Origin of the sequence: Metabacillus sediminilitoris (assembly GCF_009720625.1) — a bacterium.
GTDB lineage: Bacteria > Bacillota > Bacilli > Bacillales > Bacillaceae > Metabacillus > Metabacillus sediminilitoris.
Window position 1 is genome coordinate 1475732 of sequence record NZ_CP046266.1, and the last position, 14628, is coordinate 1490359.

Genomic DNA, 14628 nt, shown 5'->3' on the forward strand with positions numbered 1-14628 from the left:
GTTGATCATAGCATTTTTAATCGCTATTATTGGAATTATTCCTATCGTATTAGCGATTTCTGTAGTGAAGATTTATAGAGGTTCTGAACTGGCTGTTCCTTTACTTCTATATATGCTTTCAATTAGTTGTTGGCAATTAGATATTGCCGTTTTATATTTGAAAGGGACTTTTTCGGAAGAACTTATTTTATGGCTTTTTAAGATTTTTAGAGCTGGTCCGACATTTATGATCCCTTTAGTTTTTTATTTATCATATGCAGCGATAAAAAAGCATTCTACTAATCTTAAAAACAATTTATTTTATCGCTTTCTGATCATAATATTCAATCGGAAAGTATTAATATTACTAAGTATATGGAGTCTTTTTGTTTATATCGTCAATATGACTGATTTGGGCATTCGTGGTTTACAAGAAATACAAATTATAAATTCGAATACATATTTTTATTTCCCAGAATATGGCCCTCTTAAGTCACTGTACTCTTATCACACAAGTAGTTTTATTATGTTTTTAGGTTTTTCCTATATTATTTCGAGAAATCTACAGAATAAATATTTAAAAGATTTTTTAGCGACATTTTCTTTTTGTTCTTTTTTACTTTTTGTATCAGGATTACTTAACTTTATTCCTGGAACAGGAGCGTTATACAGCAGTTTAGGAGTAATCATTTTTTCAGTTATTATTATCTTTGCTTTTCTAAAAATGAACACAGCGATGGTCGTTAATTATAATCGCTTAATAGAGCGTCAGAAAAAACTGGACTATACAGGAAATTTAACTGCAAGCTTAGTCCATGAGGTTAAAAATTCACTTGTTATCATAATGGGGTATTCAAAATTATTTAGTGAACTACCTTCAATACCGCAGCAGGGTAAAAAAATGGTTGATATGATCCATAAAGCTGCACGGCAAATTGATAATTTAACATATAATTATACGAAGTTTATCAAACATGAATCCATTGACTATAGAATGGCTGACCTAAATGAAATCGTAGAACAATCTATCGAATTATCAGCAGAAATTACAAAAGGAAATGCAGTAGGAGTTTCATTTGAGAGAAAATATAAAACATTAAAAGCCTATATTAATGAAACATATATTAAGCAAGTCTTTGTTAACTTAATTAAGAATAGTACGGAAGCTATGCCTAATGAACGTACATTAAGAACCATAAAAATCACAACAAACATCGATATGGACAAAATCATCATTAATGTCATTGATACGGGAAAAGGAATTCCAATCGAAAATTGGGAATCGATTTTTGATCCATTTACTTCGAATAAAGAGGAAGGCCTAGGTCTTGGTTTACCATTCGTAAAAAAAATTATTTTTGAACACCGTGGAGATATTAAAGTTGTTGATAGTAATCCAAATGGAACACACATACAAATCCTATTGCCACAGTATTCATTTAGTGACTTTTAAATAAATCTAAAATGACTGAAAACCAAAACCCTTATTTTAAGGATTTTGGTTTTTTTAGATATGTATAAAAAACTGGAAGTACATAAAAAAAATAGTCTTTTAAATAGGCGGCATTAGTAAGCATCGTAAATTCTATAACAAAAATTAAGACGCGAATTCCTTTTGTGAATTCACGCCTGTAGTATAAGATAATTTTCCTCAATGCACATAGTAAAGTTATATGAAAATGTGTAAATATTCTCATGAATATATATGAATCTTTAAAGGAGTCGCAATGAATGTTAATCCAAATAAAGTGGATCCAACAAAATGATCGAGAGAATATAATTCAACATTTTTGTTAAATCCCGAAGTAATAGGATTTCACATTCAAACAGCTATCAGTAAGCGTTTTCATATATAACACCTTTAAATTTAATTTTTAAGTTTGAGGCATTCGTTTTCTTTAAACGATTTATTTGTTCTTTCATACGATTTAATGCGTCTGTCATGCCAGATGCATAAATTTTGTGCTCACTTTTTTCAACTCCAGTATCAATTAAAAATACAAATTGTTTCATCTCGACATTCTCCTTGTATAATAAAATTTTATTTGTTTTTTCAATTATATAATAAGATGATTCAAATATGTATGCGTTTTCTTCAAAAAATGTGGACAGTTTGTGAATGCGTTTTCACAATTAAGGTAAATAGTGAAATTATTGATTTTTTTTAAAAAGGCTCTTTTCTAAGGGATTATTGCTTTTATAACGAAACTATATAAGGTTGATTGAAGTGAGCATCTTCTCGCTGCAATCAACCACACCGCACTACTTGGGAAATAGCAACAAAGTTTACGAAAACAGCCTAAATAAAAAGCTCTCCACAAATTATTTAAACAGCAATTTGGGAGAACTTAAAATTAAAAAAGATAAACCGCAAAGGCAATAACGACAGCAATTCCAAGAATAATATAAATCCAAGAGAGACGAAATATATTGCCCTTTGTTGCTTGATCGTAATTTTTGTCACCTTTGCCTCCTAAAAAAATGGTACTGCCAAGGGCTAATATTCCGATAATAAACACTAAAATAATTGCTATTTCCATCACGTTCTCTCCTTTATATAATAATAGCTATGCTGTAATCTAAGAAATGATTGTGATCATTATATAATATTTTCCTTAATCACAATTTATCTTAATTTAGTGAAATTTTCTATTCTTTATCTTGAAAGGTTTAACGAAAAGTTGGTTGGAGAAATAGGAAGGGAATGAAAATTCTATGGAGAAAATAATGTCGAAACGGTTGTGCATATGTACCAATCCCCTTTAGGTAGTAGATGTAATGTCAATGCCAACACTTGGGATCTACTCGATTAGTTTAAAGGGGATCAATCACTTATTTTTTTATGTCGTACAAAACTCTAGCAATAATATCGTGATTAAAATTCCCAAAGTTTTTTCCATATAGTGTTAGACCGCCACCGTTTTCATCTGATACGGCAAGTTTAAATTTAATCCCAGATTTTTTATTGAGATTAATATCTGAAATCGTTATGTCAGATATACGGCAGCCATCGATAAACGTTCCGTCGTTATTAATCCGCAGTAATTTGGCTAGTCCGTATTGGTTAAGGTGTCCCGGCCACCAGTCTGGGCTGTTTTTTCCTCTTATATCCCCAAAGTCACCAGGTGAAGTCCAGTAACCTAATTCGATGTTATTAATATAAAAGTAAATATCTGAAGGCCAGTCGTTGTTATAACCAGGTGCTTCCGAACTTAACTCGAAAATAAATTGCAGCTCTTTAAATTCCTCGGTTTTTTTTAAATAGTTAGGGATTCTGTATTCTAGAAAACCTTTTGTTAGCCAAACAATATCTGCATTAATATGTTCGGGATCTGCAAAGTAACGCGGATCATCAAACTCACCAATAATACTGTCTTTGGTTGCTAACCCGCATGTAGGTTCTACGCGATAATCACAATAATGACCAACTCTTATTTCATATTCGTATGAATGCTCCGGTTCTTTGCTTCGCAATTCAACTGTAAGTGCATCTTCATTTAGATAGCACATTTTTTGAATTCCGTGCTTTCCTACTGTTGTTGTAATATCGATTAATCCATTTTCTTCTAGTTTTTTTATGTGCGTTGTAACGGCACCGTTTGTTAAATTTAATTTTTCAGCTATATCATTTAAATTTAAACTATCAAACTGTGTTAGGAGATGAAGGATTTCGATCCTCGTTTCAGAACCTAAAGCTTTAAATAAATTCAATCCTGATCGTAAGTCCTTTATATGAATCAATGAAAATCCCACCCTACATTTTACTATTTTAGGTAAGTATAAAATAAAAAAAAGAATTTTAGAAGGAATTTGTTTTAGAAAGATGTAAAATTAATAATTTTCTCTCGATATTAGGCTAACGTAATTAAAAACTCGATATATATTGGTTATTCGCAAAAAAATGAAAACGCATTCATTTTTCTATTGACATTAAAAATATTCGCAATTATTATAGGTTTATAAAATGATTTAGCATTATCTAAAACAAAGAATTTACATAAAAACACAAATAAGGTTGGCTTTAATCCTAATAGGATCAAGCATATATCAAGTTCATATTAATGAAGGGGGAAAAAAATGAAGAAGCATCTGTTTGTTTTAATTTCTATTATTCTCGTTTTCTCAATGTTTTTAGCAGCTTGTTCTGGCAACAAGGCTTCAACTGATGGTGATAAAGAAAGTGGAGGTAAAGGAACAAAATTAGAGCTTTGGACTTTTAATGAATTGCATGGCAAGTACTATGATTTTATGGTTAAAGAATGGAATAAAGAAAATCCTGATAAACAAATTAATTTAACAGCCAATGTATACCCTTATGATGACATGCACAATAAGCTATTAGTTGCTATTCAATCAGGCAAAGGTGCTCCAGATATTGCAGATATTGAAGTAACAAAGTTTCCGAACTATTTAAAAGGCCAGCCGCAGCTATTACCTTTAAATGATGTAGTAGAACCAGAAAAAGAAAATATCGTTCAATCAAGACTCGATATTTATGCGAAAGATGGTAACTACTACGGAATTGATTTTCACGTAGGTGCATCGGTTATTTACTACAACAAAGAAATTTTAGATAAAGCTGGAGTTAATCCAGATGACATTAAAACTTGGGATGATTATGCAAAGGCAGGTAAAGTTGTTTTAGAAAAAACAGGTGTGCCAATGACAACATTAGAAACTGCTGATCATTGGTCACTATGGCCACAAGTTGCACAATTAGAAGGTTCAGATGATTTAATTGACGCGAAAGGTGATCCAAATCTTGATGATCCGAAAATTTTAGAAATCCTGAAATATCAACAAAATTTAATTGAAGAAGGTATTGCTGTTACGACTCCTGGTAACAATCATCACTCTGAAGAATATTACGGCTTTATGAATAATGGCGGTGCTGCATCAGTTTGGATGCCGATGTGGTATATGGGAAGATTTACAGATTATATGCCAGATCTTAAAAATAAAATTGTGATCAAACCAATGCCAGCTTGGGAAGAAGGGGGACCGCGTTCAGCTGGTATGGGTGGAACAGGTACTGCAGTTACGACACAAAGTGAAAACCCAGATTTAGCGAAAGAATTCATTGCTTTTGCAAAACTTTCAAAAGAAGGAAATATTCAATTGTGGAAACAGCTTGGTTTCGATCCTCCGCGTACTGAGGTATGGGATATGCCTGAATTAAAAGAAGAAAATAAATTCACAGAGTATTTCGGCACAGATATTTTCGATACTTTAATAGAAGTAAAAGATGAAATTGAAGGTGTAAATATTAATGAAAATACACCAAAAGTGACAGATATTTTGAACACTCAAGTATTATTCCGTACTCTAGTTGATGGAGAAGATCCTGAGAAAGTATTGAAGGAAGCGTCCGAGCAGTTAAAATAATCAATTTTAAGGGGCTGACTCAGGGAATGGTCAGACCCCTCACCCTAAGTATATAGATTACATCATGCAAGACCATTATATATTTAGGGTGAGGGTGTTAGATCAAAATGAGTCAACTCGATTACTAGAGGGGAGATTCTGATGGCGAATGATAATTTGAATATTCAAAATAATCAAGTTATTGAGATGGAGAGGAAGAAGAAACTTTCAAATCTTCTTTATTCCCAAAAAATTGCACCATATTTCTTTGTTTTACCCTTTCTCTTATCGTTTGCAATTTTCTTTGCTTATCCTGTATTTTCAACTGTTGTTATGAGTTTTCAAGAAGTGCTTCCGGGTCAAGTTACATTCATTGGCCTTGAAAATTATAAGGACTTATGGAATCCAACCTTTTTAAAATCGCTGAAAAACAGTACTGTTTATACAGCTCTTACACTATGTGTTCTTATCCCGATACCGCTTCTTTTAGCTGTTTTTTTAAACTCAAAAATAATGGTTGCTAAAAACTTTTTTAGATCGATTATTTTCATCCCTGCATTAACGTCTGTCGTCGTAGCTGGGATTATCTTCAGACTCATTTTTGGCGGTCAAGAAGGAGCTTTATTGAATTCTATCATTGGGATATTTGGATTTGAACCTAAAGCTTGGCTTAATAATGCAGGGCTTAGCATGTTTGCACTAGTTATACTTGCTACCTGGAAGTGGATGGGGATTAATCTTCTCTACTTTTTAGCTGGCTTGCAAAATATTCCGCGGGAATTATATGAAGCGGCTGATGTTGATGGGGCATCGACATGGAAGAAATTTACCAATGTAACAGTCCCATTATTAAAACCAATTACGATCTATGTGTTTACGATTAGTATTTATGGCGGTTATTCGATGTTTGCAGAAAGCTACATGCTTTATGGAAATAATAATTCACCAAATGATATGGGACTAACAATTGTAGGTTATTTATACAGAAATGGAATTGAACAAAATAATTTAGGATTTGGATCTGCTGTTGGAATTACCTTACTAGTCCTTACATTTGTAATTACGCTTGTTCAGTTATCATTATCCGGGATGTTTAAGAAGGAGGAATAATTGATGCAAACAAAGCAGCGAAAAAGATGGAAGATTTCCACGGTTATCCTTCTCATCTTGTTTATAGTGATCTCAATTTTTGCCCTTTTTCCTTTAGTTGCTATAACACTAGCTTCCTTCAAACCGTCAAAAGAGATTTTAAGATTTGGTTTAAACTTGAGTTTGCAGCCTGAAGTTTTGTCTTTTGATAATTACGCGTTTATCTTTTCGGGGGCATCGGAATATTTTATCTGGTATAAGAACAGTATTTTAATCACAATCATTTCTACCATTCTTTGTCTTCTATTATCATGTATGGTTGGATATGGTTTAGCAGTTTACGATTTCAAATTTAAAAATTTAATTTTTGGAATGGTTCTAGTTGTGATGATGGTGCCTGTTGAAATCATCATGCTTCCATTATATAAACTTACAATGAATTTGGGCTTGATGGATACTTTGATAGGAGCATTTCTGCCATTCATCGTTGCACCAATCCCAATCTTTTTCTTCAGGCAATATGCAGCTGGCTTGCCAAGGGATCTATTGGATGCAGCTAGAGTTGACGGCTCAACAGAATTAGGTATTTTCTTTAAGGTTATGATGCCGCTTATGGCACCTGCATTTTCTTCTATGGCAATCTTACAAGCATTAGCAAGCTGGAATAATTTCTTATGGCCTTTAATCGTCCTTAAATCTAGCGATAAACTAACACTTCCGATTGGATTATCCACTCTTTTAACACCTTATGGCAACAACTATGATGTGTTAATTGCAGGATCTGTATTGGCGATTATTCCAATTTTAATCGTATTTATTTTCTTCCAACGCTACTTTATTGAAGGTATGACTGCTGGAGGGGTTAAAGGTTAAACGATTAATCTGCTGAAAATGTAAAAGACTAATTTACAAGAATGATAGGGGATAAAAAAATGACAAATACACTTAAAGCGAAAATGGTTGTAGACAAAGATTTTGCAATTTCTGAAGTAGATTCTAGAATATACGGTTCGTTTATTGAGCATTTAGGTAGAGCGGTTTATGGCGGAGTTTATGAACCAGATCATCCGCTTGCAGATGAAAATGGCTTCCGTAAAGATGTGATTGAGTTAGTAAAAGAACTAAACGTGCCGATTATTCGCTATCCTGGCGGAAATATGGTATCAGGCTATAATTGGGAAGATGGTGTAGGGCCAAGAGCTGAACGTCCAAGACGTTTAGAGTTAGCGTGGAAAACAATCGAAACAAATGAAATCGGAACGAATGAATTTGTAGATTGGGCGAAAAAAGTGAATTCTGAAGTCATGATGGCTATCAATTTAGGTACGAGAGGCATTGATGCAGCAAGAAATCTGCTAGAATATTGTAATCATCCAGGTGGTACATATTGGAGTGACTTAAGAAAGCAGCATGGCTATAAAGAACCGCATAAAATTAAAACATGGTGTCTAGGGAATGAGATGGATGGTCCATGGCAAATTGGACATAAAACAGCTGAAGAATATGGCCGTCTTGCGGTTGAAACGGCAAAAGCAATGAAATGGGTTGATCCAACGATTGAACTTGTAGCATGTGGCAGCTCAAATACCTCTATGCCAACATTCCCGCAATGGGAAGCAACAACTTTAGAACATACGTATGAAGCAGCAGATTATATTTCATTACATCAATATTACGGAAATCGGAATGATGATACAGCAAGTTATTTAGCCTATTCATTGGATATGGATCATTTCATTAAGACAATTATTTCAACATGTGATTATATTAAAGCGAAAAAACGCAGTAAGAAAACAATGAATTTAAGTTTTGATGAATGGAATGTTTGGTTCCATTCGAATGAAGCAGATAAACAAATTGAACCATGGTCGATTGCTCCACCACAATTAGAAGATATTTATAATTTTGAGGATGCTCTATTAGTAGGAAGCATGCTGATGACGATGCTAAAACATGCAGATCGTGTCAAAATGGCATGTATGGCACAATTAGTAAATGTAATTGCACCAATTATGACAAATAATAATGGCGGTGCTTGGAAACAAACTATTTTCTATCCATACCAACACGTATCATTATATGGACGCGGTATTGCTTTACAACCAGTTATTTCTTCGCCAAAATATGATTCAAAAGAGTTTACAGATGTACCTTATTTAGACTCAATTGCCGTTCATAATCCAGAAAAGGAAGAACTAACAATCTTTGCTTTAAACCGCAGTCTTGAAGACAGCCTTACATTAGAATGTGATGTTCGCAGCTTCTCAGATTACCAAATTATTGAACATATTGTATTAGAAAATGAAAATTTAAAGGCAGTGAATACTCTGGAATCACAAGCAGTCGCTCCGCATAACAAAGGGAAAGCGGTTCTTGAAGCTGGAAGTGTTGTAGCTCCATTATCAAAACATTCTTGGAATGTTATTCGTTTAGGGTTAAAAAACTCCTAATTATTGATATAATAGTAGCCAATAAAGAATAGCTGTCGGAATCGTCCGGCAGCTATTTTTTGAAAAATAGGCATGATATATTCAATAAAGTCAAATTGTAAATGTAAAGGAGAGAAACTACGTTGGCTACATCTTTTATGGAAGGGATTACCCGTTTATTAGAATGGATTATGCGATTTGCTGTTATTAATGTACTTTGGGTTTTATTTTCTTTACCCGTTGTTTTCGTCACCCTCCCCGTGTTTTTTGCTGATAACGCATCTGCCGTTTTTACGAATCTATTAATCATTGCAATGCTTGCCCCTTTTTTCTTTTTCCCGGCAACGACAGCTATGTTTGGTGTTGTTCATCATTGGATTTTTGGTGATGCAGATGTCCCGCTTTTTCAAACATATTGGAAAAGTTATAAACAAAATTATGCAAAGAGTTTAAAAAGTGGCATCATCTTTACAATCATCTGGTTGATCGTAGGGATTGATATTTATTATTTTTCCAACGTTAATCTATTTATAGGTGGTTTCTTTCTTATTGCGTCATTCTTTTTATTCAATTTCACCATTTACTATTTTGCCACTTCTGTTCATACTGATTTGAAAATCTTTGCACTTATTAAAAATTCATTTCTTCTTTCGATTATTAACCCCGTTTACAATCTCTGTATATTTGTTATAAATGCAACGATTATTTATATTAGCTTCTTTGTTTTTACAGGGTTCATCCCATTTTTTATAGGGACACTGATAAGTTTTGTCACTCTTAAAGGCTATCAGCAAAAATTAAAACTTGTGGAGAAGTTAAAAGAACGAGTATAAAAATAATAAATGATGAAGAAGGCGGATTCTTTTTTTTTGAGAATCCGTTTTTTGTTGCTGAAAATGAGTAGTAAAGTTTTATAAAAATTAGTTGGAACTGACATGATCGTGTGCATTTTTGAATTTACATATTCAATTGTATTTTTTACACAATCTTTTATCAGAATCTTTGTATTTCTCATACATTGTTACAAATTGTTCACAAATGTAAAATTATTATTAAGAAAACGATAAAAAAAATTTACTAGGTTTGATCATACGGGGGTGTTTACAGTGCAGGTTATTACAAGAGATTTTTTCTTATATCTATCAAAAAATAAAGCGTTAAATCGCGCAGCCCAGAATTGGGGAGGGAATATTGCCGCAGGTAAAATTGTTGGCGGTTTAAATTTTCCCAGCTCTATTAAATTCATTAAAGAGTTAAACGAGGAAGGGTTATCTGTTACTGTTGATCATTTAGGAGAGTTTGTAACAAGCACTTCAGTTGCAAAAGAACGAACAGAAGAGTGTATTAAAACGATTGAAATGATTGCTGCTGAGGGCCTGGATTCTCAAGTTTCAGTAAAAATGACCTCACTAGGTTTGGATATTGATGAAAAGCTTGTCTATGAAAATATGACTCGAATTTTAGATACAGCGGAAAAGTTAAAAATCATGGTTACGATTGATATGGAAGATGAAGTACGCTGTCAAAAAACACTTGATATTTTTAAAGACTTTAAACAACGCTACACATATATTAGCACTGTTTTACAAGCCTATTTATATCGAACTGAAAACGATTTAAATGAGTTAAATCAATTTAAACCATTTTTACGTCTTGTAAAAGGTGCTTATAAAGAATCTCCAAATGTAGCATTTCCCGATAAAGCAGATGTAGATGAAAATTATAAAAAGCTTATTAAAACTCAGTTGCTTAGCGGAATTTATACAGCGATTGCGACACATGATGATGCAATGATTGAGTATACGAAACAATTAGCTAAAGATCACAATATTCTACCAAATCAATTTGAATTTCAAATGTTATATGGTATGAGGACGGCAACGCAAAAAAAATTAGTTAAAGATGGTTATAAAATGCGTGTCTATGTACCGTATGGAAATGATTGGTATGGGTATTTTATGAGACGGCTTGCAGAGCGTCCAGCAAATATTGCGTTTGCACTAAAAGGAATGACAAAAAAATAAATAGATAAAAGGAGTCGATTGACATGACAACACCATACAAACACGAACCATTTACTGATTTTACGAGAGAAGAGAACCGCACTGCATTTGAAGAAGCACTGGCAAATGTGAATCAAATAATGGGAAAAGAATATCCACTTGTTATTAATGGAGAAAGAATCTCAACAGAAGACAAAATTATTTCTTATAACCCGGCAAATAAAGAAGAGGTTGTTGGAAAAGTTTCGAAAGCAAAAAAAGAACATGCATCAATGGCAGTAGAAGCTGCTGCTGAAGCATTCAAAGAATGGAGATATTGGAACCCCGAAGAACGTGCAAACATTCTTTTTAGAGCTGCTGCCATTGTTCGTCGTAAAAAACACGAATTTTCTGCTCTATTAGTGAAAGAAGCTGGGAAACCATGGAATGAAGCTGATGCAGATACAGCTGAAGCGATTGACTTCATGGAGTATTATGCTCGTCAAATGATTGAATTAGCAAAAGGTAAACCTGTTAATAGCCGTGAAGGGGAAATCAACAAATACATTTATACGTCAACAGGTGTGACAGTTGTTATCCCGCCTTGGAATTTCTTATTTGCGATCATGGCCGGTACAACAGTTGCACCGATCGTAAGTGGTAACACAGTTGTTCTGAAACCAGCAAGTGCTACGCCGGTCATTGCGGCATTATTTGTAGAAGTATTAGAGGAAGCTGGCTTGCCAAAAGGTGTTGTAAACTTTGTTCCAGGAAGCGGTGCTGAGGTTGGGGATTATTTAGTTGATCATCCTAAAACAAGCATTATTACATTTACAGGTTCGAGAGAAGTTGGTATCCGTATTTTTGAGCGTGCTGCAAAGGTTCAGCCTGGTCAAACCCATTTAAAACGAGTGATTGCTGAGATGGGTGGTAAGGATACTGTTGTCGTTGATAAAGATTGTGATATTGAGCTGGCTGCCCAATCTATTTTCGCGTCTGCTTTTGGTTTTTCTGGCCAAAAATGCTCAGCAGGTTCACGTGCAGTTGTACATGCTGATGTGTATGATCAAGTTCTTCAACGTGTTGTTGAAATCACAGAACAAAAAATCGTTGGAAATCCTGAAAATGCCGATACATATATGGGACCGGTTATTGATCAAGGTTCTTACGATAAAATCATGGATTATATCCGTATTGGCAGTGAAGAAGGCCGCCTAATGACTGGAGGAAAAGGCGACGATTCGAAAGGATATTTTATTGAGCCGACAATCTTTGCTGATCTCGATCCGAATGCAAGAATTATGCAGGAAGAAATCTTTGGTCCAGTTGTTGCCTTTGCAAAGGCTGCGAATTTCGATGAGGCTCTTGAAATTGCAAATAATACAGAATATGGCTTAACAGGTGCTGTGATTACGAGAAATAGACAGCATATTGAACGAGCAAAACAAGAATTCCATGTTGGAAATTTATACTTCAATAGAAATTGTACAGGAGCAATTGTTGGATACCACCCATTTGGCGGCTTCAAAATGTCTGGAACGGATTCAAAAGCCGGTGGTCCAGATTACTTAGCTCTTCATATGCAAGCAAAAACAATTAGTGAAATGCTTTAATCAGTTATAAAAAGTGCTTGGCTTTTCGAAAGGAATGGATGCGAAAAGCCAAGTTTTTCTTAAACACGCACTTGTTAAAATTTTTTTTAAATCGTAAAAATATTTTTCTTTCCATTGATAAATATTTATAGTATATTAATAAAATATTTTGGCTTATTTAATCAAATGGATTCATAGATTCCGAGTTATCTGAATGTTGGGGAAACTGTGTGAAAGCACGACAAGTTAAATTTGTTAATGATGGGGATACAGAGAACTCCTTATTAAGAAGTTCTCATAAATAAAAAGATACAAAGTTGATGGGGGGAATTTGATGGTTAATATACAGCTTATACTATCGATTTGTGTTTATATGATTGGGATGCTCTTGATTGGCTATTATGCGTACAAGAAGACATCTAATCTATCAGATTATATGCTTGGCGGGCGAAATCTTGGTCCAGCAGTAACAGCGTTAAGTGCCGGTGCATCAGATATGAGCGGGTGGTTGATGATGGGGTTGCCTGGTGCAATGTATGCGACAGGTTTATCAGCATCATGGATCGTGATCGGTTTAACTTTAGGGGCATGGGCTAACTGGCTTTATGTTGCACCTCGTTTACGTACATTTACTGAAAAGGCAAATGACTCTATTACGATTCCAGCCTATTTAGAAAATCGCTTTAAGGACACAACGATGATCCTTCGTTTATTTTCTGGAATCATCATCATTATCTTTTTCACCTTTTATGTATCATCTGGAATGGTATCAGGCGGGGTATTATTTAATAGTATTTTAAATCTTGATTACCATACCGGGTTATGGATCATTACCGGAGTTGTAGTAGCATACACATTATTTGGTGGATTCTTAGCAGTAAGTTGGACTGATTTTGTTCAAGGAATTATTATGATTGTTGCTCTTATTTTAGTACCACTTGTTGCTATTTTCCATATTGGCAGTCCTAGTACGGCACTAGCTGAAATTCGTTCAGTTGATCTTGATTTACTAGATATTTTTAAAGGGACAAGCGTTCTTGGCATTATTTCATTATTTGCCTGGGGATTAGGTTATTTCGGACAACCGCATATCATTGTCCGCTTTATGGCCATCACATCTGTTAAAGAAATCAAAAAGGCGCGTCGAATTGGGATGAGCTGGATGATCTTTTCTACTATTGGTGCCATGTTAACAGGATTTCTTGGCATTGCTTACTATTCTAAAGAAGGCATGACAATTAGTGATCCTGAGACGATCTTTATTGAATTAGGGAATATATTATTTCACCCAATTATTACCGGATTTTTAATTTCTGCGATTTTAGCAGCAGTTATGAGTACGATTTCTTCACAGTTACTCGTTACGTCAAGTTCATTAACGGAAGACTTATATAAAACGTTTTTCCGCCGCTCAGCATCAGATAAAGAGCTTGTTTTGATGGGACGTTTATCAGTATTAGTCGTATCAATTTTAGCCCTATGCCTGGCATGGACGCAAAATAACACGATTTTAGGTCTTGTAAGTTATGCCTGGGCTGGATTTGGTGCTTCATTTGGACCAGTCATCCTTTTAAGCTTATATTGGAGAAGAATGACAAAATGGGGTGCACTTGCGGGAATGATTTTTGGTGCAACAACCGTGATTGTCTGGTCTAAATTAGGATTATCAGATGTATTATACGAAATGGTACCAGGTTTTGCTGCAAGCTTATTAGCTGTTTACATTGTCAGCTTAGTAACAGCAAAACCTTCTGTACAAGTAAATGATGATTTTAATGAGTTTACAAAATCAATGTAACTTTATAATTAATAGAAGAAATCCCCCTGTATAAGGGGGATTTTTTTTGAGGCTCAAACGCAGATGAAGGCCAAAGCTTGGTATGAGTTCAAAGGATCTTTCTTTCATCCGCTGGGTTAACTAGTTTTTGTTGGAGTTCAAGTCTCAACTTTTCAGTTTCTATTAAATAGTTTTCATGTTTTAGTTTTTCCAATTCTAATTCGTCTTTGATCATCTTATGTTTTGTTTTCGACTGTCTTTGAAAATGGTGTGTAAGGATAGCGATGATTGGAATAGAAAATGTCATAACAACGGCAACTAATCCGGTCAAAACGGTTCCTCCTCGTTATTTTTCAGGTAAATGTAAATGTTTATAGCTACTTTTTAAATTCGCTAAATGAAAGGGACCTAGAAGT

13 protein-coding genes are annotated in these 14628 nt (G+C 34.2%); 9 read left to right on the top strand and 4 right to left on the bottom strand.

The window, feature by feature from the left end:
* The first annotated feature begins 1 nt into the window (after position 1).
* Positions 2-1432 carry a sensor histidine kinase gene (locus GMB29_RS07180; RefSeq protein ID WP_136358990.1) on the top strand — a complete coding sequence of 477 codons (1431 nt, stop codon included), beginning with the start codon at positions 2-4 and terminating at the stop codon, positions 1430-1432.
* A gap of 380 nt (positions 1433-1812) precedes the next feature.
* Here the strand turns inward: GMB29_RS07180 and GMB29_RS07185 are convergent, their stop codons facing one another.
* The 3 genes from GMB29_RS07185 to GMB29_RS07195 all read right to left on the bottom strand — a co-directional run bounded on the left by GMB29_RS07185 (position 1813) and on the right by GMB29_RS07195 (position 3720).
* The gene (locus tag GMB29_RS07185) at positions 1813-1992 is read right to left on the bottom strand and encodes a hypothetical protein (protein WP_136358988.1); all 180 of its coding nucleotides are present in this window, start codon (positions 1990-1992) and stop codon (positions 1813-1815) included.
* Between the two features lie 341 nt (positions 1993-2333).
* Positions 2334-2519, bottom strand: coding sequence for a hypothetical protein (locus tag GMB29_RS07190; RefSeq protein ID WP_136358986.1), 186 nt, complete (start codon positions 2517-2519; stop codon positions 2334-2336).
* Between the two features lie 292 nt (positions 2520-2811).
* On the bottom strand, positions 2812-3720 hold the full coding sequence (locus tag GMB29_RS07195; protein ID WP_136358984.1) for an ArsR/SmtB family transcription factor: 909 nt from the start codon (positions 3718-3720) through the stop codon (positions 2812-2814).
* Positions 3721-4056: 336 nt separating this feature from the next.
* Between GMB29_RS07195 and GMB29_RS07200 the strand changes: the two genes are divergently transcribed.
* The 8 genes from GMB29_RS07200 to putP all read left to right on the top strand — a co-directional run bounded on the left by GMB29_RS07200 (position 4057) and on the right by putP (position 14233).
* Entirely contained in the window at positions 4057-5364 is a 1308-nt protein-coding gene (locus GMB29_RS07200; protein ID WP_136358982.1) for an ABC transporter substrate-binding protein, read from the top strand.
* Between the two features lie 186 nt (positions 5365-5550).
* Positions 5551-6453: a carbohydrate ABC transporter permease gene (locus GMB29_RS07205; RefSeq protein WP_227551712.1), complete on the top strand. Its 903-nt coding sequence runs from the start codon at positions 5551-5553 to the stop codon at positions 6451-6453.
* Positions 6454-6456: 3 nt separating this feature from the next.
* Positions 6457-7305, top strand: a complete 849-nt coding sequence (locus tag GMB29_RS07210) for a carbohydrate ABC transporter permease (protein ID WP_136358978.1) — start codon at positions 6457-6459, stop codon at positions 7303-7305.
* A 59-nt stretch (positions 7306-7364) separates the two neighbouring features.
* Entirely contained in the window at positions 7365-8882 is a 1518-nt protein-coding gene (gene arfA / locus GMB29_RS07215) for an arabinosylfuranosidase ArfA (protein WP_136358976.1), read from the top strand.
* Positions 8883-9004: 122 nt separating this feature from the next.
* Positions 9005-9694: a YesL family protein gene (locus tag GMB29_RS07220; protein ID WP_136358974.1), complete on the top strand. Its 690-nt coding sequence runs from the start codon at positions 9005-9007 to the stop codon at positions 9692-9694.
* Between the two features lie 273 nt (positions 9695-9967).
* Complete coding sequence (locus GMB29_RS07225; protein ID WP_136358972.1) at positions 9968-10885, top strand: proline dehydrogenase family protein; 918 nt, start codon at positions 9968-9970, stop codon at positions 10883-10885.
* 23 nt (positions 10886-10908) lie between these two features.
* Positions 10909-12456 (top strand): L-glutamate gamma-semialdehyde dehydrogenase, encoded by a 1548-nt coding sequence (gene pruA / locus GMB29_RS07230; protein WP_136358970.1) that lies wholly within the window; start codon positions 10909-10911, stop codon positions 12454-12456.
* A gap of 313 nt (positions 12457-12769) precedes the next feature.
* On the top strand, positions 12770-14233 hold the full coding sequence (gene putP, locus GMB29_RS07235) for a sodium/proline symporter PutP (protein WP_136358968.1): 1464 nt from the start codon (positions 12770-12772) through the stop codon (positions 14231-14233).
* 88 nt (positions 14234-14321) lie between these two features.
* Here putP and GMB29_RS07240 read toward each other — a convergent pair whose 3' ends face one another.
* Entirely contained in the window at positions 14322-14543 is a 222-nt protein-coding gene (locus GMB29_RS07240; RefSeq protein ID WP_136358966.1) for a hypothetical protein, read from the bottom strand.
* Between the last annotated feature and the right edge of the window lie 85 nt (positions 14544-14628).